We start from the raw sequence: 19,431 nt of genomic DNA on the forward strand, positions 1-19,431 counted from the left end.
AATACCAATGCCCTATGCCCCATCTCCCATGCCCCAAGTCGGCAAGTGGCAATTTATCCCACCTCTAATAAGGATACTTTTGATGAATTGTATCTCTGACGCCTGATCGCAGGGTAGTGATTTTTTTGGCGTCGTTGCAGTGGTTGTAGGGGCGCAAGGTGTTGCGCCCCTACTTCAATTTGAACTAGCAACACCAGGATGCATGAACAAGGGACTAGGGGCTAGACGTGTAACTAATTGGAAAATATTTGCTGAAACCGAGTAAAACTTACTAACTCACGCTAGACTAGAAATAGTTGAGTTAATAAGGTTTTGATGCAACATGTCACTCCCAAGGAAGCCGCTAAAATCCTTGGTGTTCACGTCTCCAGTCTCCGCAGATGGGAAAACGAAGGCAAGCTTAGAGCAATCCGGACACCAGGTGGTCAAAGGCGATTCATCCTGGAAGAAGTTGAAAAAATGGGTGGAATGCCCAGGACAGTTAGAACTGTTTGCTACGGTAGGGTCTCGACTAATGGACAGCAAGACGATTTGCAACGACAACTTGAACACTTACGCACGCGATACTCAGAGGCAGAAATCATTTCAGAAGTTGGCAGCGGACTCAATTTTAAGCGGAAAAAATTCCTCGCAATTTTGGAACGAATCATCGACGGCGATATCCAACGTCTTGTCATTGCCCACCCTGACCGACTCGTCCGGTTCGGATTTGAATTGGTTAAGTGGTTATGTACAAAATTTGAGTGCGAACTCGTGGTTCTCAATGACCGCAAGCTGTCTCCCGAACAAGAACTCGTACAAGATATGTTGTCCATCATTAACTGTTTCTCTAGCAGGTTATACGGACTCAGAAAATACAAATCAACAATCTTTGAAGAGTTACAAAAAGAAGGCACGGCACAAGGCATCGACAAAGCAGTCGCCGAACAGTGTATTGAAAATCAGGCTATTTCCTAGTCAGGAACTACATCAAGTTTGGAAGCGTTGGCTTGCTGCTTATCGCTATTATTTCAATCAATGTATTAGTTTTCTTCACAAGAATTATGATGTCCAGACTCGAATAATTATTGTCAAGAAAACCAACAAAGAAAAAGAAGTTAAAATATCTGCCCAAGAGTTGGATAAAATAGCTCAAAAAATGGATGTGCCAGCATGGGTCAAGACATTACCAGGACATCAGCGTCAAGAGGCGTGTTTTGAAGCATTTGACGCATTTAAACAAGCTCGTAGTCAGGGTGGCAATGCTAAGTTCAAAAGCTGTAAAGCAACAAGCCAAACTATCCAATTTAAAGTTGGCAACTACAAAAATGGTACTTGGTATTGTCATACTACAAAGGGTTTAAGATTTACAACTATTGGTAGGGATGTACCTGTCCAATGTGAGTATGGCACAGAGCTTGTATACCGCCGGGGTAAATGGTTTGGCTGCTTTCCTCAATACAAAGAAGTTGTACCAACTGATAGCGATAGGGTAATAGCTCTTGACCCTGGCAATCGTACTTTCTTGACTGGTTTTGATGGCGAGAACGTTTTAGAGATTGGAAAGGGAGATATCGGACGCATACAGAGATTGTGTCAGCACCTTGATAAGTTAATAAGTCGTTCCACCAAAACAACATGCCGTAAACGTAGAAAGATGCGTATTGCTGCTAACCGTGTAAGAGAAAGAATCCAAAATTTGATTAAGGATTTGCACAACAAAGCTGTAAATTTACTTGTTAATTCCTACAAAGTAATTTATTTACCAACCTTTGACTCTAGTCAGATGGTAATTAAAAAACGCAGTGGAAAGAAACGCAAAATTAACAGCAAGTCAGTGCGTCAAATGCTAACTCTTTCTCACTACAAATTTGAGAAACATCTTCAACAAGCCGCGTTAAGAAAAGGCGTGATCGTAGTTCTTTGTAACGAATCTTATACCTCTAAAACCTGCGGTAATTGCGGTCATATTAACTACAAATTAGGTGGGAAAAAAGTATTTAAATGTCCACATTGCGGCTCACAAATGAACCGCGATGTGAACGGCGCACGTAATATTTTATTGCGTGCTTTGCAAGCAACTGCCTTCACCGTGACGCATGATTCTATCGTGCTTTCTGACTCGTGTCTGCGACAGGCTACGCGAACAGAATTGACGGATGCCATAGTTAATCACGTTTAGGCGTTTTGATTAGCTTAAAAGTTGCACACTAGATGCTAGTATTTTTTACTCAGCGCTTGGGCTGAAGCATTAACCAGTTTTTGAATCTAGCTTTATGTTGTTACTGCAATTTAGTACATCTCATTATTGTCGCAAAGCCCGCCTAGCCCTAGGCTATAAACAAATTGAATATCAAGTAGAAAATCTGACACCAGGCTTGCATATCCTCAAAGTTAAACCCCTGACTGGTTTGATCACCTTGCCAGTTTTATTACCACAAATTGCGGGACAGCCAGAAGCGATCGCCGACTCCACAGAAATATTCAAATTTCTCGAAAAATACCAGCCTGAACGGTCAATATTAGCAGATAAATCAGAACAAACTGAAGCCTGGATGCTAGAAGATTGGTTGGATGAAAGCATCGGTACGGCGACAAGGTTCGTGTATTATCAATTTCGTGCCGGCGAGGGTAAGCAAATTAATCCATCACTATCTAGCCAAATAGTAATTACAGTAGTCAGGCAACAATATGGGATCAACAACGCTACTGTCAAATTAGCGATCGCCAGGTTAGCCAATGCCTTGGAAGTATTATCTGTCCGTTGGCAAAAAAGTGATTATTTGGTAGGAAACAGTCTGAGTGTAGCAGATATTGCCGCAGCGGCCTTACTAAGTCCTTTAGCGCTGATTCCCCAGTACCGTCAGGAATATCCCTGGTTGTTTGAACGCATTGTACAAGTCCATCAACTGTGTGGCGAACCATTACCACCGGGATTAGGGACACTTCGGCAAGCTCAGTGCATCGCTGGGGATTAGGGACTGGGGACTGGGGACACAACGACCGCTCAGTGCATCGCTGGGGACTGGGGACTGGGGACACAACGACCGCTCAGTGCATCGCTGGGGACTGGGGACACAACGACCGCTCAGTGCATCGCTGGGGACTGGGGACACAACGACCGCTCAGTGCATCGCTGGGGACTGGGGACTGGGGACACAACGACCGCTCAGTGCATCGCTGGGGACACAACGACCGCTCAGTGCATCGCTGGGGACTGGAGACAAATGACCAATGACAAATGACAAATGACCAATGACAAATGACCAATGACAAATGACAAATAACAAATGAAGCGGATAAGATTTTTGATTTTGAGCGTCAGCATGAGCATTTTGGTGGGGTTAGGTAGCCATTGGGGAACAGCAGTAATGGCGTTACCACCACCAGAGGATACACCGGAGGAAATATTACGGACCGAGATAATTATAGAAGCGCGATCGCCTGTTGATGGCAAGGCGCTAACTGCTGCTGAATACGCCGAATTGCAAGAGCAGCTACAACTTAGTCCTCCACCAAAATTGAATACCAAAATACGGCAAACTCTCTACTTATTGCAGTTACGGAAGACATTGCTGCAATTTTTCCCCTTTTTAGATATTTGACTGGCAATAATAGATACAAAGCTGCATCAAAAAATAGTTGATAGGCTGGTGATGTATCCATATTGTAAAATCTATGCATAAAATAAAGAGACAACAAAGAATGTAATTCCAGTTGTTGGTTCTAGCGTACACAGTCAAAACCAAGGGAAAACAGTATCAAGCTATTGAATAAGCGATGATACGACACAATTCATTGTTATCTAGTTAATTGGCAGGCGATTTAAATTTTTCATTGACTTAAAGTCTATAATGTTACAGACCAACGAAAACGAAACAATAACCAATGCTGAATGAGTGTTATCTGCTAACTCCCTAAATACCTCATCGTTCTTTCTATAAAGATGATGAATCCTACTTGAATCTTGTGTCGTTCCTTACTAGTGGCTAAATTAGCTGACATACCAGCACATTATTATACATCTTGATTCTTGAGATTTTTGTTTTTCAATAACCGAATGACCTTGCATACCATTAACATTGAATTCTATGTACCGATCACAGCAAATGTTTAGTTTTTGTCTTTTAAACTCAGCAATTTTAACCGACAAAAATTATTTATTACAAATATTTTAAAATCTAAATCAAGTTACAATATTAATTGTAAATTCAAATAAAAATTAAGTGTTCACCATTAAAAACCAGCTAAAACTAAATTAACAAGAGCAAGTTTTAATAGCTTAACACGCTGGATTTTCTAGACTAATCAAGAGGCTGACAAGCCGCAATCAATTTAGCAAATTTAAGTAGCGATAAATGCAGTAGGATTGGCTGAATCCAAACTTAACGCTTGTGGACAGGATGCAGCCTACTGCACCGCTGGAAACAAGAATTATCCAATGATGTCCGAATGATGTCTAGTAAATAAAGAGCAGAAGAGATGTATCTGGCACATTCATTTATAAGTGACGACAAGAAGCACCACTCTCAGCAGCCGTTAATTTTGGCAGTAGAAGATCATGATGATAGTCTACTGTTGATTAGTTATGCACTTGAGTCACTTGGCTGTAGATTCATTTGTCAAACAGACAGTGCTACCACATTACTGGTAGCGAAAGAGCATCAGCCAGACTTGATCATGTTGGATATTTTTTTACCTGGACTGAGTGGGATCGAGGTGGTGTATTATCTGAAGCAAGATCCGCTCACTTCCCACATTCCAGTTGTCGCAGTCACAGCTTTAGCAACTAGGGAGGATCGAGAATCTCTGCTGAAGGCGGGTTTTAATGATTACATCAGCAAACCTTACATGATTGAGGACTTAGAGACTGTAATTCGCCGTCACCTTTATAGCAAGCTTGAACCTCAGCCAGCTTTAGAGCTATGTCAAGAGTGAGGTAAAAGTATGGACAAAGGGTAATCATAGGCTGAACGAAAAATATCCAACTTCTAGGCGCATTAAACCTGCTCCTACAGAAGATTTAAATGTGTTTTGGTAGTTGGACTATGAAGATGCTACCTTTACCCAGTTGTGACGACACCTCAATCTTCCCATCGTGCGCTTCTACAATTCGGCGCGATAGGTGCAGACCTAAACCACTACCTGACCGTTTATTTCTCCCTTGACGAAACCGCTCGAAAATGGTTACTTGGTCTTCAGGAGCAATCCCATATCCAGTATCTTCAACTTCAATTGTGAGCCAATCGTGATTTGTAGAATTAACTGGTTGTTCAGAAATGCGAATTTCTACGCCTCCGGTATCTGTAAACTTGATAGCATTGCCGATCAAATTATGCAAAACTCGTCGCAATTCCAAGCAATCTCCCATGACTACACCAGCTTTTTCTCCCAGTTTGTCTAACTCATGAGCTTCTAGTTTGAGAATCAAGCTTTTCTCAGTGGCTAAAGGATAGAGTTCACTTACCACTTCTTCGGCTATTTCGCGTAGATTACAGGGTTCCCAATTCAGAGTTTTTTTACCTGCTTCAAAGCGATAGACTTCTAACAGTGTGTTCACCATTTGCATCAAATTTTTGTTACTGCGAATCATGACGCTGATCGCTTGTTTCATTTCGGGGGAAATTTTGCAGAAAGTTTCTTCCTCAAACAAATTCAGCATCCGATCCGCTGCTACCAGGGGAGTTCGCAAATCATGAGTCAGACGGGAAACAAAGTCTTCTCGCTGACGAGCCATTTTTTGTTGTTCATCAAGACTGTGCTTGAGACGCAACAGCGATCGCACTCTTGCTAAGAGTTCATCCGTATCAAATGGTTTGCGAATAAAATCATCAGCACCAGCATCTAAACCTTCGACCACGCTAGATTCGTGAAAAGCAGTAATCAGCAAAATGGGTATATAAGATTTAATACCCGGATGATGACGAATACGACGTGTGACTTCATAACCATCAATCCCTGGCATCATCACATCTAGTAAAATCAGATCCGGTGGAGATTTTTCAACTTGCTGTAAGGCGGACAACCCATTGGTGACTAACTCAATTTGATACCCCTCACTCTCTAAAATTGTTTGCACCAAAATGAGATTATCTCTAGTATCATCAACAGCCAAAATTCGGTCAATCTTAGATTTTTCGATAACAGACATGACAGTTAAACTCTTTTGCAATTAATCTAAAGCTTTAAGTTAGCAGAACCCATTGATGTTTTGCTGGATGAAGAATGAGGCTGATGAGGATTTTGCACAGCACAAAAAATCTGACCTCCATCCAAATTTACAGATGGAACATCGAAGGCTACAGACGATAATTTGATTTGACGTGGGAATTCTATCTTAAACATTGAACCAACCCCCGATTCACTTTCAACGATAATTTTGCCGCCCATGATTCGCACTAGTGAATCTATAATTGCTAAACCCAGACCTGTCCCTGGGTATTTGCGGCTGATACTCTGATCTACTTGTCTAAAAGCTTCAAAAATATGTTTAAAATCTCTAGGAGCTATACCAATACCAGTATCCCGAACACTAATCACCACTTGATTATAGGGAAGTTCCTTCACCTCAATCCAAATACTACCAGACTCTGTAAATTTAATTGCGTTTGAGAGCAGGTTAATTAAAATCTGCCGCACACGAACTGAATCATTAAATACCCACGGGTTAGATAAATCCATTTGAACCAGTAATGATAGCTTTTTCGCATCAACCAGAGAACGTATTTCTGCAACAGTAGAGTTGATAACCTTTGATAAATCAAATAATTCTGGTTTTAACTCTAATCGTCCTCCCTCCAGTTTGGAAAAATCGAGAATCTCATTCAACAGCATTAATAAATGCTTGCCATTGTTGAGAATACGTTCTACCATATCTGCTTGTTGAAACGTCAAATTACCAAACTTGGGACGTAACAAAATTTGAGAGAACCCAATGATCGCATTCATTGGAGTTCTTAATTCGTGGGAGATGCTGGCCAAAAACTGTGATTTTAGTCGCGATGCTTCCCATAACTTTAAGTTTTGCAACTGAATTTGTTGTCTTTGTTTTTCGAGTTCTTGGTTCTGAATAAACAGTTGCTCGTTACTTTCTCTCAGATGTTGGATTGCTAAAGCTGCTTCCATTTCTGCTCGATGCACTCGAATTGCATTTCGCAAAACCTGTGCTAATCTTTCTGAAGATACCCAAGATTTACAAAGATAATCTGTAGCACCAGCTTTCATCAACTCGACAGCAATTTCTTCATCTCCGTGATCAGTCAGAACCACTAAAGGAACTTTGATTTGCAAAGAGCGTAGTTTGTGGATCAGCGTCAAGCAATCCTGATCTGGTAAGCGATAGTCGAGAAAAACGCAGTCATAGGTAGTATGCTCAAAAGCAGAGAGCGCATCATTAGAGTTAGCTACCTCAAACAGTTGCATCCGCACTCCTGCTGTAGTCAAAGCACGACGCACAGTTATGCGGTCAACTTCATCATCGTCTACAACCAAAATTTTCAGCGTCTGTTCCATCGGCTTTTATTTTCGCTGTCAAATACAGGTTGATGTATAACATTAGTATTGTCCTACTATCCAACTAAAGAATTTAAGATTTGAGATTGGATAATACCAGCTGGGAACTTCTCGCTAAAATACTGACTTTGCCAACTTTCAATCCAAAATTCGGATAGCTAAAACCCCGATATTGTTTGGTTAAATCAGGCATTTTGCCGAGGATATCACCTTTCTTTCTTAAAAACTGCCAATTACAGCAGTTTTGCTCTATTGAAACCACATCTCTGGTAAAACTCCAAGGACTTGCGTCCTTAGCGCGTGGTCTATGTACCTGAAAATCCCTTTGCTTTTGTGCGGGCATTCAGGTCATAATCACAAGCACAGGAGTTATTCTTAATTGCCGTTCATTGTCCTCCCACCGTAGGATCTTGATCAGTCTTGGCGAAATTTCCTGGATTTAATTCTAGTATCAGAAGGCAGAACGCTATAATGATGTTAAAATATGCTTGGTGCATGATCTAACTATCTGGTTATTTCTGCCGCAGTCCACTAGCAGATGACGGCGATGCTGTTATTCAGCAGCACCAACAACTCCACCTCACAAAACCACAATCATCAAATTGGAAAAACAGACGGAGGTTTTATAAGGTAAAATAAAATACTTTATCGACCTCAACACAATTGTAAATTAGCGCTTTGGTCTCTGTCCTCAGCCATTAGTCAGAGTTGCAGACAAACATTGTTTACCATAGAGTCAAGCAATTTTACTCATAAAATCGTTTAGACCAAATTAAAGCGAAAATACTACCGACGCCTAGCTGAAAAATAGTGTTGAGTGCCGACTGGTGAGTAGGGAGTATACAGAAGCAAGACTTTATTGTGAGGTTTAACACCAATCAGTCTCCCAGAAGGGACAACCAATCACAGAAAGTCGGCTTGTAGCCCACTCATAATAGAATACTGCTGGCAAATAGGGAGGTATAACCAATACAATCGGGTTTACCGTAAATTCGCCCGGAGTATGTTAAATAGGGGTGGCATGAGTTGAACTGACTGCTGGTGAGTCTACCAATGTCTAAATCTCTAGGAATACTATCTGACGCCATTAATCCTATAAATACCACATTTTGGTTAAAAATTGAAGGATTGGGTGATTGACTTTCTCCTATTGTGGTTGCCGTTTTTCCTAGTTTGTCCATTTTTATAAGCCGATTGCAAAGCTTGAACAGAGATCCTATTAAATAGTAATGATTGATAACTCATTAATAGAGGCTTAAGCAGTGCAAAAAGAAAATCTTTCTCATTATTTCACTTTTTTTAGTCAAATTTCCATATATCTTCAGCTAGATTTTTACCTCAAGCTAACAGGTAAAAAAATAACTTTATTATTTCTATCGGTGGATGCAGGGTGAACAAAGCATCATCTACCCTGGGATGGGAGAAGCAGTGAAAATAGCTGACATATATAGTAGTGCTAAATGATTTGTCAAATTTCGTATAGAGGCGGTTGACGGTTGACAGTCAACGGTAAACTGTTAAGAGTCAACAGCCACCACTGATATTTTTCACAATCTAATTGAAATTGCTATGTGTGGATGCTTATAGGAATCATATTTGATTTCTGAAAAAATCTCAGTAGGTAGGGCTATGCCTTACACATCCAGGTTTTACTTGGCATAGCCTAGCCTACATATATTTCCCAAATCAAATATTAGTCCTATATAAGAGGCAATCGGAAAATAGTGAGTGTAGCAATGAGTGAAATCAGCATTATCTTAATAGAAGATCATGACCTAACGCGGATGGGACTACGAGCTGCATTACAATCGCACAGTGCGTTGAGAGTGATTGGGGAAGCGGGAAACGCCACCCAGGGACTAAAACTCTTGGAGACAGCAAAGCCAGATGTAGCTGTTGTGGATATTGGCTTACCTGACATGGATGGGATTGAACTCACCCGGAAGTTTAAACGGTTTCAAGCAGAAACAGGGAATTCAAACACAAAAATTCTCATTCTGACAATGGATCACACAGAGGATGCCGTACTAGCTGCTTTTGCGGCGGGGGCAGACTCTTATTATATGAAAGAAACCAGCATTAATAAATTAACCGAGGCCATACAAGCAACTTACAACGGCAACTCTTGGATTGATCCAGCGATCGCCAATGTGGTATTAAGAAAGATGCGGCAAGGTTTGCCAGGGGAAACCCAATCATCTGATAAGCCTAAGACCGTGAAAATTGAAGCCCTGGCGACAGAATACGAGCAAGTTTTAGAAACCTACCCACTAACTCAACGAGAATTAGAAATTTTAGAGTTGATTGTCTCTGGGTGTAGCAACGGGCAGATTGCAGAGAAACTATATATTACAGTTGGGACAGTGAAAACCCATGTTCGCAATATCCTAAATAAACTCTGTGCTGATGATCGTACCCAAGCTGCAGTTCGTGCTTTGCGTTCCGGGTTAGTCGGCTAATCTTTCCTGCAAACAATTGGCAATCCGTCGAGCCGCACCTGGTTGACCCATGCGTTGTAGACCATTATCAGCAATTAATTGCAAACTGTCAGGATTGTTAAATAAAGATTGTACCACTTTAGCAACTTTTGATGGTTGGTCTACTAAAATTAAAGATGTTCCTAAAAGGCGGCTTTGAGCTTCTGCAAAAGCCGGGTTATATTGGGGACCCTCACCAGGAATCGCGATCGCCGGTTTGCCTAAACCTACAAATTGTTCGGTAGCTGTCCCCGCCATTGCGATCGCCAAATCTCCCAAATGTAAGCAGTCATTATAAGCTTGTTGAGTTAACAATAAATAAGCATTTTTTTGTTTAAATGTCAATACATTAGCATCATTAACTTGGATGGGAGATTCCGAATGAGGACGCCAGCCAAGAGATTTGAGAGTTTGTCCGAGAATATCACAGTCTAAACCCGGAGCGATCGCCCCTAAAAACACCACAGATCCCGAAGTGTGGAAAATAGAATCTCGTTCGCGAAAACTAGCCATCAATGCAGATACAGCCACCATCATCACTTCCCAGTTTTTGTAAGCCTCTGGGGGACGAGAACCAGGAAGCAGAGTGATCACCAACGGACGAGAAATTTCTTGCTGCTGGACATCCGCACTATAAAACCGCTGACGAGGAAACGACGCCTCCAGACCATCCATCATCGGATTCCCCAAATCAAAAGCGGGAATTGGCCATTTTTTTAAGATTTGCGTCGTCAACGAGTCCCTAGGGAACACCGCCTGACAACGGCGACGACTCATCAACCAACGTTCCCAAGGATGGTAAATCGAACCTGAAAAATTTTCCCAACTAGCACCTTTAGTTTTGCGTGGTAATAAACCAGCTTCATCGCGGACATAATATTCTGATTTTGCCGTACCCACAAAAGCATAGCTAGCACCACTAAAACTGGCAAACAACAGCGGGACAATATCTCCCACAGCTAAGATACCCGTCTTGTTGCCTAATTGTTTTTGAGAATTTACCCAACGGCGTACAGCTTTAATTTGGTTGAGAGTAAGTTGCAATAAACCACCACGGACATCCTTAACCAATTGACGCCCATCCATATATATAAAGCCGCCAGAAGGCATAGTGCGTACCGAACCAATCAGGGGTATATCCATCTGTTGGTAAGCCCGTCCTTCACCCACCAGAGGTAAAGCAAAGATATCTGGTGGGTTTGCTTGCTGCTGCAGTTCTTGCAAAATCCGCACTGCAATCACATCCTCTCCATGACCATTGCTTAAAACCAGTAACTGCAACCGCGAAGTTGTCGTTTGCGGATGAGAAGCTAGAGATAACCGAGATACATCACTCATAAACGAAGATGGGGATTGGGGGATGGGGATTGGGACTTACAAGTGGCTTCTGGTGCTGAAACCGTAATTGCTAAACAATTTTCGCAAAATCCTGCGGTTGTGCCTAGAGGTGTTAATAACAATTAGGACTCAGAAGCTATTTCACCATGTCCCAATCCCCAATAGTAAGGAGTAATGAGTAATGAGTAATGAGTAAGGAGTAATGAGTAATGAGTAATGAGTAATGAGTAATGAGTAATGAGTAAATTAATCCAATCCCCAATCCCCAATCCCCAATCCCCAATCCCCAATCCCCAATCCCCAATCCCCAATCCCCAATCCCCAATCCCCATTCGGCGTAATGTATTATGAAAAAGACACAATCGTTGAGATAATGGGGAGGTTTTTCCCAATTAGGGAGAGCCAATTTCTTTGAAAGTCCCTTAAGACTCAGGACTCAGGACTCAGGACTCAGGACTCAGGACTCAGGACTCTCTATGTTAACAGGTACAACTTTGCAGGCTGGAAAATATACCCTCAACCAGGAAATCGGACAGGGTGGCTTTGGGATTACTTTCAAAGCCACTCATCACTACTTAGGTCATGAAGTAGTGATTAAGACTATTAATGAACGGTTGCGACAACATCCTGATTATGCTAAATTCGAGCGCCAATTCCAAGATGAAGCTAGACGATTAGCTACTTGTATCCATCCTCATATTGTTCGAGTCAGCGACTTTTTTGTCGAAGCTGGACTACCTTATATGGTGATGGAATATATTCCTGGACAAACGTTAGGTGAGGCTTTTGTCTTATCAGGAATACCTTTGCCAGAAGCCACGGCTATTCATTTTATCCGCCAAATTGGGGCAGCATTGCAGGTGGTACACAACAACGGGTTGCTACACCGAGATGTCAAACCTGATAATATCATTCTCCGTCAAGGAACCCAGGAGGTGATACTGATTGATTTTGGCATCGCCAGGGAATTTAATAGCGGTGTAAGACAGACGCACACGGGTATGGTTTCTGAGGGATATTCCCCCATTGAACAATATCTTAGCCAAGCAACGCGCACCCCAGCAACAGATGTTTATGGTTTAGCAGCAACGTTGTATGCGTTGTTAACAGCACAAGTTCCCTTACCCGCATTGCTACGCGATCACGAAAAAATGCCGTCTCCCCGTGAACTCCAACCCCACCTCAGTGCTGCGGTAAATCAGGCGATTATGCGGGGGATGGCGGTGGAATCTCGCTTTCGTCCGGGGACAGTTGCAGAGTGGCTGAAGCTGCTACCTGCAAATGCAGCGGATTTTGTCCCGCAGGCTTTACCCACAAACGCCGTCGCGACTATCGATTTATCTGTCCTCCAGCAAGAAACATTACTTGGGACCACAGCCCAAAAAAATCAGATTTCTCTACCATTAGCGATCAAGAATGTTAAATCACGGGCACTGCAACTAGCCTCTTCTAAAGTATTATTGGGCACTGGTGTAGCGATTGTAGCTGCCACCGCAGGTTTTGGCATTACTAGTATGCTTCCTAAAACCCAGCCACAGCCAGCACCACCGCCTCTTTTTTCCCAGCCAACCAAGGAGCCAACGGCGGAAATACCAGCAACAAATAATACGAGTTCATCGCCAACGAAAGAGACTCAAGCCTCTTCGGTAAATGAATTGCCACCCGTCTCTAATATTAGGCGACGCAGGCGCAATCGTCCTGTTACCCAAGAAGAAACTTCCAATAACAGTAACAGTTCTACAGAAGAATCCCGTCAACGCAACACCAGAGAACCTCAAACTGAGAACCGGGAACCAGCCTCACCTTCTCCTGAAGCTTCCCCCCCATTACCGCTAGTAGAAAAGCTCAGGGAAATTCGCTCATCTCGTGATGCTTCCCGCTCACCAGAAAACAACTCTCCTCCTGTGAGTAAAGATTCCGCCCCATCCCCATCACACAAGCAGTCAAATCCCGTAGTTGTACCAGCAGCACCAGCATCTGAGGAATCAAAACAGTCAGAACCGCCGGCTGTGGTTGTACCAACATCTGAAGACAAGCCAAATTCATCTGATGACAGTCCATCCCAAAAGGATGAAAAGCCCCAAGAAAAGCCACAAACTGATAACCAGTAGCGCGTTGACATACTCCCCGGCGTGAACGCACGGGGATTCTAATTCATGGTTCACAGAAATCCGCTTGCTATATCAAGTTTCCCATCAATAGTATTGGCAGTCTTCTCCCCATGCTTTTCATCTGGCGATGCAGATTCCCAATGCCCTTGGGTACTGTTATTTTGCCACTCAACTCCTAATATCTTCATTCCTTTTTTGAGGATATTAATTGCCGCGTTCGTATCACGGCATATTTCAACCCCACAGTTATAACATGAATGAGTTCGGGTGCTGAGTGACTTTTTCACCCTATGTCCACAATTAGAGCAATCTTGGGAGGTGTAAGCGGGCGTTACTGCTACCACTGCCTTATCCCAGATTTTTCCGTAGTAGTCTAGCCATTGAGTGAACTGATACCAACTAGCGTCAGAAATCGATTTAGCCAAATGATGATTTTTGACCATGTTCGCAATCTTCAAATCTAGCCTTCGGCAACGGCTTCGCCGAACATATACGACGACATCGTTAGATGTCACTACGCATCGAGCTTGCTTTATAGCCCAATCTTTACGCTGTCTTTGGATTTTTAGATGAACTCTACCTAATCGTTTCCGCGACTTGTGATAATTAATTGACTGAGGTTTTTTACCTTTAACAAACTTTTTACTCAACCGTTTCTGAGCTTTGGCTTGTCTACGCTCAGACTTTCTCAAGAATTGGGGATAAATTACAGCATTATCATTTTGGTCTTTAGTGAAATATTTTAACCCTAAATCTAACCCAACGACATTGCCAGTGAATTCTCCAACTTCTTTACGGTCAGCGTCAAAACAGAATTGGGCATAATACCCATCCGCTCTTCTGATTACCCGGACACGATTAATTTTAAGTCTATGAAGGTCTTCTCGCGTGGATGAATTGCAGAATACAGATAAAGACCCAACTTTAAAGCCATCCGTGAAAGTAATAATCTTGCAATCATCAGATAGTTTCCAGCCTGATACTTTATATTCTACAGAGCGACAATGCTTTTTAAACGTGGGATAACCTTTCTTCTTCTCCTGCTTTTTACAACGTTTATAGAAACTTGAGATAGCAGCCCAAGCTCTTTCGGCACTGGCTTGACGCGCTGCGGAGTTTAACTTTAAAGCAAAGTCAAATTCAAGTGCTAAATCCTTGCACAGCTTATATAAGTCAGCCTTAACAACCCCTTGGTTATCCATCCAGTAGCGAAGGGCCTTATTTCTAATGAATTGGGCAGTGCGAATGGCATCATCAAGAGCTTGGTATTGCTCCAGGGTTCCGTTTAGTAGCTTGGTTTCTCTGACTATCATGCCCGTATTTTATCACGGAATATTGCACATAAAACAATATTAGAAAATATAAAGCCGTCCTTCTAGGACGGGGCTTTTACCCATTTTTTCGGTAAAATTAGGGGGTGTTTTACAGTCAATTGACTTTGGCGATCGCGAAGCTCCTCTGAAGCAGGCTCAGGTAGTGCCACACAGTGAAAGACTCAAAAGCGATGGCTACGCCCCTTCAGGCATCGCACTACAATATCTGATAAGATTCCATTGGTTACAGCGTCCAATCTGCAACAGCTAATCTGGGTACTAAACCAAAATCTCGTTGGTTACGGGTAACGACTGTGGCATTAAGAGATAATGCGATTGCAGCTATTCGCATATCTTTTTGCAGGCGATTTTTTCGCAGGGGAGGATTCTCTTTCAGCAGGTTTTTGAGACAGTCATCAGCTAGGGGTGTGAAATCTAGGATCTCAACTGTTTGGAGATATTTGACTGTTGTCCAAAGTTTTGAGTAGAGTGCGGGGAGATTATCCACTGCTGAGGGATCGTTAATTCTACCAATCCAGACGTTGAAAAGTTCTTGAACCGTAATTATCGTCACAGCAATTTGATGTAGAGAAGCGTTGGCGGTAACTTGGGGATGATTGCAAAGAATCAGTGAAACATGGTCGGTATCGAGAATATATCGAGACACAATCAGCTTCCTCTACAAGTAGTATGAAGAGTCAACTTCAGTGTCATCATCTGAGGTTCGCTCGGCTCGAATTTCATCCATAATTTCCTGAAAATCTGAATCGTCTTGAAAGACACCAGCAAATTGCATCCAAGTAGGTGGTGAAGCGTCAAGTGACACATTCCAGGAAATAGCTTCGATGTGGGTGAGTCGTTCTAAAAAGGTGGTTTGCAGTTGGGAAATTGCTTCTTCTCTTGTTTGTGCTTCAACTCGAAAGTTGGGAAACTCAAAAATAGATGCGACAAACTGACCGTTTTCGAGGGTTTCTACTAGTAATGTCACCTTCAGGTTAGCCGATGGCTGGGATTGCAGTACATTTAGATTGATGACCATGTTTGAAACACTTAAGTGTCTTTCTCATTGTACCGTAGTCAATCCACAGAAATGCCCCAGAGAATTTGGGATGAGTAGAATTTTGTCGGGTAGTGTTCCGTGCAAATCCACCCTGATTAGGGACTTCCAACAAATAAATTATCCAATCTTGTGGGGTGGACATCCAGCCATTGGCTTGGGGCGGGCGAGACGCCCACCCCACAAGAAGTAGAAGAATTTTAATATTTGCTTAAGCCGATAAATTAAGTAGGTATTACCCTCAAAACTAATCAAACAGACCACTACTTATTCATGACAATAATTTCTCCCTTCTTATTAATCTGAACTTGGTTTTTCGGAAAATCTTGCTTATTCAAATAACGCAAAAGTCCCACAGTCCGGAAATTTTGATCGATGTAAGGAATACCCTGCTTATTTAAATGAACGGGGATAATTTTACTGTAAATCAAATCTCCTTGTGAGTTCAATTTCACTTCTAAAATCATTGAATAACCAGTTTCTTGGGCTGTCGATAAAGTCCTGTATCCCAGAAAATTACCCAAAGAATAGGCAATAAGTTTATCTTTATAAATTTCCACCGCTCTGGGAACGTGAGGTCCATGTCCGATGACTAAATCTGCCCCCATATCAATCATTGTCCGGGCAAATTGCATCGAATTGCCTCGGTTTTCTCCATAAAAAAACTCAGTTTCATTCTTAACATGCAGCGCCCCCGTACCTTCGGCGCCTACCTGCATCGATACGACGACAATATTGGCGTTATTTTTAGCTTTTGTCACCAGCGCTTTAGCCGCTTCTAAATCATGGACAGAATTATACATATCATAAGTAGTAAATCCAATCATCGCCACGGTCATATTATTAGCATCTAGATACAGGATTTGATTTTTATGCCCTAATGTTTCAATACCAACCGCCTCCAGATTTGTCACTGTATCTTTAAACCCCACCGGACCAAAATCCATTGCATGGTTGTTCGCCAAATTGAACACATCAAAGCCAACATCAGCAAACAACCGAGCATAAGACGGTGGCGACCGAAAAGCAAAAATTTGCCCTTGGCTCATATCTTTGGAACTGTAGGGATATGTAGTTAAACTACTTTCAAAGTTACCAAACAAAATATCAGCGCCATGCAGATAACCTCGAACAGATTTGGGCAGCAGTTGATCACGAAAGCGTGGCAATCTGTAGTCAGGGAAATTAGTACCGGGAATTACATCCCCAACAGCTTTAATGGTGATAGTATCTGTAGGGTTTTGGTCGTCATCAGGCGCAACAAACGGAAATGGTAAAGGTTTGTTATGTGTCGTAGCGGCGTCAGAACGCTGCAATTGCCCAAACCTGATGATAATTCCAATACTAATACCTAGACAAAAACAAATACTGACAAAACCCAATGAAAATAGCCTTCCTAGCCTCTGATGAGCCATTGTGTATTCCTCACACGATGGCATTAGTGTATCCTACAAATTCTTGATAGCGGTATATATTGTGGCGCTGCAATGATTCGTCTCGTTCCCAGCCTCAGCACTGGGAATCTATTCTAAAAGGCTAAAACCTACCATATCTTTTTCCGAGAAAATCTGGTAATGTAGTTTAAAATGCAGTTAATTAACCAAAAGTCTGATTTGTAACTCCGTTTTTCACAGTCACGAAGTGAAAACTTTGGTGATCGCCATCCCCGCTGTACTCCAGAGTATCAGCAAGCTATGCCTAGCGTCCGCACCAGAAGGCATCGCAAAAATTTTCGGTCTGCCGAAACTCCGTACTCCGAAGAAATTATGACACAAAAAACAACCTTGGGGTATCAGAGTACTAGTTCAGGTTTAAATTAACTTCACTAAAAATTTAAATTAATTAAGTAAATCTCTCGTGGAAAATTAAGTTTTTCTCCGAAAATAAGAATGTAGAGGAACTTGAATATTTACGTGTAGTCAAGATTAAAATGTTTAGACAGTACTTTAGCAATCTTAGTCTCAGAGTCTCAAGTAAATATGCTTAATACAGATTTGCGGAAATCCCTCACCCAGTCAGTTATGGGTGTGGCTTTGTTAACGTCTGTCAATATCGCTGTGCCATGTGCCAGCCTAGCTCAGAGACCACCAGTAGTACCTAATAGACAACCAGTATTACCTACTACACAAACAATCACACCTGTTAACCAACCAGTACCAATAAGTAAATTACTTGATACTAACTATACTTTGGGCGGGGGAGATATTATACGTGTAAATGTATTTGAAGTACCGGAATATACAGGAGAATACGCTATTCCCCCTGGTGGAGCGATCAACTTACCTTTAATTGGCAGCGTATCACTGCTGGGGCTAACAACCGAACAGTCCGCTGACGAAATTTCCCGAAGATACGCCCGCTTTCTCAAGCGTCCGCTGATCTCAGTCAACCTGTTAGCGCCTCGTCCCATCAATATTTATGTCGCTGGAGAGGTGACACGTCCAGGGGCTTACACCCTCAGCTTACAAGGAGGCGCGGGGAACCAGCCAGGGGTACAATACCCAACTGTATTAGCTGGACTAACGATAGCTCAAGGTGTGACACTGGCAGCGGATGTAACTCAAGTTCAACTACGACGCAAGATAGGACGCTCTTCAGAACAAACTGTCAGCATCAATTTAAAGGAATTCATCCAAACAGGTAGGCTATCACAAGATATTACCTTAAGGGATGGCGACACAATAGTTGTGCCCACTGCTACCACATTTAACATAGCAGAAGCACGGAATCTATTCTCAGCTAACTTTGCCGCCGATATCACAAGACCCCGTACGGTAGCAATAATTGGTGAGGTTAACCGTCCTGGCTCGTATCTTGTGAGCGCAGGTACATCAGGAGGACAAGACGGTGGAGCCGTTGGTGTTGGTCTGCCAAATATAACACGGGCAATTCAACTAGCTGGGGGAATTACGCCACAAGCTGATATTCGGAATCTCAAACTACGCCGACCCACACGTACCGGCACAGAACAAACTATAGATATCAATCTTTGGCAACTTTTGCAGAGTGGAGATCTCAATCAAGACATAATTGTCCAAGACGGAGATACCGTAGTTGTACCGACAGCAACTGAGATTAACGTATCAGAAGCTACTCAATTAGCTACTACTACTTTATCGCCCACAAGAATTCAAGTTGGTGTGGTAGGCGAAGTGAAAAAACCAGGGCCTGTAGAACTACAACCGAATAGCTCCTTAAATCAAGCACTACTGGCGGCTGGTGGTTTTAACGATTCTAGAGCTAAAAGCGGTGCTGTAGATTTGATTCGTCTTAACCCTAACGGTTCTGTCACCAAACGGATAGTACAAGTAGATTTCGCCCAGGGAATTAACGAGCAAACAAATCCCATACTCCGCAATAATGATGTTGTGGTAGTCAGCCGCAATGGCATAACTAGGACTAGTGATACCTTAAGCACAATAGCAAGTCCTTTAGGTATTGTTGTGAACTTGTTTAGGTTATTCGGATTCCAATTCTAGTTTAACTGGGGACACTTCGGCAAGCTCAGTGCATCGCTGGGGATTGGGAGCGGTATGGATGGAGATTTAAACCCGATCCGCAAGAGTCAAAAAATCTCCTCCCAATCCCCTTTTCCCGTCTCCAGGCTGCTGATCATCCGCTGGTTTAGAGAAAATGGCAGATTC

The 19,431-nt window shown here is 42.5% G+C and carries 19 protein-coding genes; 9 read left to right on the plus strand and 10 right to left on the minus strand.

Features of this window, described 5'->3' with window-relative positions:
* The first annotated feature begins 315 nt into the window (after window positions 1-315).
* The 6 genes from HEQ19_02840 to HEQ19_02865 all read left to right on the plus strand — a co-directional run bounded on the left by HEQ19_02840 (window position 316) and on the right by HEQ19_02865 (window position 4,917).
* Window positions 316-957: an IS607 family transposase gene (locus HEQ19_02840; protein WYL98617.1), complete on the plus strand. Its 642-nt coding sequence runs from the start codon at window positions 316-318 to the stop codon at window positions 955-957.
* Window positions 935-2,161 (plus strand): transposase, encoded by a 1,227-nt coding sequence (locus HEQ19_02845; GenBank protein WYL98618.1) that lies wholly within the window; start codon window positions 935-937, stop codon window positions 2,159-2,161. The genes HEQ19_02840 and HEQ19_02845 overlap by 23 nt, the downstream gene beginning before the upstream one ends.
* Before the next feature lie 94 nt (window positions 2,162-2,255).
* Window positions 2,256-2,957, plus strand: coding sequence for a glutathione S-transferase family protein (locus tag HEQ19_02850; GenBank protein ID WYL98619.1), 702 nt, complete (start codon window positions 2,256-2,258; stop codon window positions 2,955-2,957).
* The gene (locus tag HEQ19_02855) at window positions 2,939-3,217 is read left to right on the plus strand and encodes a hypothetical protein (GenBank protein ID WYL98620.1); all 279 of its coding nucleotides are present in this window, start codon (window positions 2,939-2,941) and stop codon (window positions 3,215-3,217) included. The genes HEQ19_02850 and HEQ19_02855 overlap by 19 nt, the downstream gene beginning before the upstream one ends.
* Window positions 3,218-3,269: 52 nt before the next feature.
* Window positions 3,270-3,584 (plus strand): hypothetical protein, encoded by a 315-nt coding sequence (locus tag HEQ19_02860; protein WYL98621.1) that lies wholly within the window; start codon window positions 3,270-3,272, stop codon window positions 3,582-3,584.
* Window positions 3,585-4,461: 877 nt separating this feature from the next.
* Complete coding sequence (locus HEQ19_02865) at window positions 4,462-4,917, plus strand: response regulator (GenBank protein ID WYL98622.1); 456 nt, start codon at window positions 4,462-4,464, stop codon at window positions 4,915-4,917.
* A gap of 85 nt (window positions 4,918-5,002) precedes the next feature.
* Here the strand turns inward: HEQ19_02865 and HEQ19_02870 are convergent, their stop codons facing one another.
* The 4 genes from HEQ19_02870 to HEQ19_02885 all read right to left on the minus strand — a co-directional run bounded on the left by HEQ19_02870 (window position 5,003) and on the right by HEQ19_02885 (window position 8,672).
* A complete protein-coding gene (locus HEQ19_02870) occupies window positions 5,003-6,130 on the minus strand; it encodes a hybrid sensor histidine kinase/response regulator (protein ID WYL98623.1) in 1,128 nt (375 codons plus the stop codon).
* 26 nt (window positions 6,131-6,156) lie between these two features.
* Entirely contained in the window at window positions 6,157-7,491 is a 1,335-nt protein-coding gene (locus HEQ19_02875) for an ATP-binding protein (protein WYL98624.1), read from the minus strand.
* A 73-nt stretch (window positions 7,492-7,564) separates the two neighbouring features.
* A complete protein-coding gene (locus HEQ19_02880; protein ID WYL98625.1) occupies window positions 7,565-7,834 on the minus strand; it encodes a hypothetical protein in 270 nt (89 codons plus the stop codon).
* A 586-nt stretch (window positions 7,835-8,420) separates the two neighbouring features.
* Window positions 8,421-8,672 (minus strand): hypothetical protein, encoded by a 252-nt coding sequence (locus HEQ19_02885; protein WYL98626.1) that lies wholly within the window; start codon window positions 8,670-8,672, stop codon window positions 8,421-8,423.
* 555 nt (window positions 8,673-9,227) lie between these two features.
* Between HEQ19_02885 and HEQ19_02890 the strand changes: the two genes are divergently transcribed.
* Window positions 9,228-9,950: a response regulator transcription factor gene (locus HEQ19_02890; protein ID WYL98627.1), complete on the plus strand. Its 723-nt coding sequence runs from the start codon at window positions 9,228-9,230 to the stop codon at window positions 9,948-9,950.
* Here the strand turns inward: HEQ19_02890 and HEQ19_02895 are convergent.
* Both HEQ19_02895 and HEQ19_02900 read right to left on the minus strand, forming a co-directional pair.
* Window positions 9,939-11,306 (minus strand): lipid-A-disaccharide synthase-related protein, encoded by a 1,368-nt coding sequence (locus HEQ19_02895; GenBank protein WYL98628.1) that lies wholly within the window; start codon window positions 11,304-11,306, stop codon window positions 9,939-9,941. The genes HEQ19_02890 and HEQ19_02895 overlap by 12 nt on opposite strands.
* A gap of 122 nt (window positions 11,307-11,428) precedes the next feature.
* Window positions 11,429-11,638 carry a hypothetical protein gene (locus HEQ19_02900; GenBank protein ID WYL98089.1) on the minus strand — a complete coding sequence of 70 codons (210 nt, stop codon included), beginning with the start codon at window positions 11,636-11,638 and terminating at the stop codon, window positions 11,429-11,431.
* 144 nt (window positions 11,639-11,782) lie between these two features.
* On the opposite strand from HEQ19_02900, the gene HEQ19_02905 reads away from it, so the two are divergent.
* Window positions 11,783-13,417 (plus strand): protein kinase, encoded by a 1,635-nt coding sequence (locus HEQ19_02905; protein WYL98629.1) that lies wholly within the window; start codon window positions 11,783-11,785, stop codon window positions 13,415-13,417.
* A 50-nt stretch (window positions 13,418-13,467) separates the two neighbouring features.
* Here the strand turns inward: HEQ19_02905 and HEQ19_02910 are convergent, their stop codons facing one another.
* The 4 genes from HEQ19_02910 to HEQ19_02925 form a co-directional block, all read right to left on the minus strand.
* Window positions 13,468-14,730, minus strand: a complete 1,263-nt coding sequence (locus HEQ19_02910) for a transposase (protein ID WYL98630.1) — start codon at window positions 14,728-14,730, stop codon at window positions 13,468-13,470.
* 244 nt (window positions 14,731-14,974) lie between these two features.
* Window positions 14,975-15,397, minus strand: a complete 423-nt coding sequence (locus HEQ19_02915) for a type II toxin-antitoxin system VapC family toxin (protein ID WYL98631.1) — start codon at window positions 15,395-15,397, stop codon at window positions 14,975-14,977.
* A 12-nt stretch (window positions 15,398-15,409) separates the two neighbouring features.
* Entirely contained in the window at window positions 15,410-15,769 is a 360-nt protein-coding gene (locus tag HEQ19_02920) for a hypothetical protein (protein ID WYL98632.1), read from the minus strand.
* A gap of 281 nt (window positions 15,770-16,050) precedes the next feature.
* Complete coding sequence (locus HEQ19_02925; protein ID WYL98633.1) at window positions 16,051-17,202, minus strand: CapA family protein; 1,152 nt, start codon at window positions 17,200-17,202, stop codon at window positions 16,051-16,053.
* Between the two features lie 564 nt (window positions 17,203-17,766).
* Here HEQ19_02925 and HEQ19_02930 point away from each other — a divergent pair.
* The gene (locus HEQ19_02930; GenBank protein ID WYL98634.1) at window positions 17,767-19,266 is read left to right on the plus strand and encodes an SLBB domain-containing protein; all 1,500 of its coding nucleotides are present in this window, start codon (window positions 17,767-17,769) and stop codon (window positions 19,264-19,266) included.
* The last annotated feature ends 165 nt before the right edge of the window (window positions 19,267-19,431 follow it).

The organism is Gloeotrichia echinulata CP02 (assembly GCA_038087035.1).
Lineage (GTDB): Bacteria > Cyanobacteriota > Cyanobacteriia > Cyanobacteriales > Nostocaceae > Gloeotrichia > Gloeotrichia echinulata.

Coding starts and splice junctions, on each gene's coding strand:
- HEQ19_02840 (WYL98617.1), top strand. CDS start 316: ATGCAACATGTCACTCCCAAGGAAGCCGCTAAAATCCTTGGTGTTCAC.
- HEQ19_02850 (WYL98619.1), top strand. CDS start 2,256: ATGTTGTTACTGCAATTTAGTACATCTCATTATTGTCGCAAAGCCCGC.
- HEQ19_02860 (WYL98621.1), top strand. CDS start 3,270: ATGAAGCGGATAAGATTTTTGATTTTGAGCGTCAGCATGAGCATTTTG.
- HEQ19_02865 (WYL98622.1), top strand. CDS start 4,462: ATGTATCTGGCACATTCATTTATAAGTGACGACAAGAAGCACCACTCT.
- HEQ19_02870 (WYL98623.1), bottom strand. CDS start 6,130: ATGTCTGTTATCGAAAAATCTAAGATTGACCGAATTTTGGCTGTTGAT.
- HEQ19_02875 (WYL98624.1), bottom strand. CDS start 7,491: ATGGAACAGACGCTGAAAATTTTGGTTGTAGACGATGATGAAGTTGAC.
- HEQ19_02880 (WYL98625.1), bottom strand. CDS start 7,834: ATGCCCGCACAAAAGCAAAGGGATTTTCAGGTACATAGACCACGCGCT.
- HEQ19_02885 (WYL98626.1), bottom strand. CDS start 8,672: ATGGACAAACTAGGAAAAACGGCAACCACAATAGGAGAAAGTCAATCA.
- HEQ19_02890 (WYL98627.1), top strand. CDS start 9,228: ATGAGTGAAATCAGCATTATCTTAATAGAAGATCATGACCTAACGCGG.
- HEQ19_02895 (WYL98628.1), bottom strand. CDS start 11,306: ATGAGTGATGTATCTCGGTTATCTCTAGCTTCTCATCCGCAAACGACA.
- HEQ19_02900 (WYL98089.1), bottom strand. CDS start 11,638: ATGGGGATTGGGGATTGGGGATTGGGGATTGGGGATTGGGGATTGGGG.
- HEQ19_02905 (WYL98629.1), top strand. CDS start 11,783: ATGTTAACAGGTACAACTTTGCAGGCTGGAAAATATACCCTCAACCAG.
- HEQ19_02910 (WYL98630.1), bottom strand. CDS start 14,730: ATGATAGTCAGAGAAACCAAGCTACTAAACGGAACCCTGGAGCAATAC.
- HEQ19_02920 (WYL98632.1), bottom strand. CDS start 15,769: ATGGTCATCAATCTAAATGTACTGCAATCCCAGCCATCGGCTAACCTG.
- HEQ19_02925 (WYL98633.1), bottom strand. CDS start 17,202: ATGGCTCATCAGAGGCTAGGAAGGCTATTTTCATTGGGTTTTGTCAGT.
- HEQ19_02930 (WYL98634.1), top strand. CDS start 17,767: ATGCTTAATACAGATTTGCGGAAATCCCTCACCCAGTCAGTTATGGGT.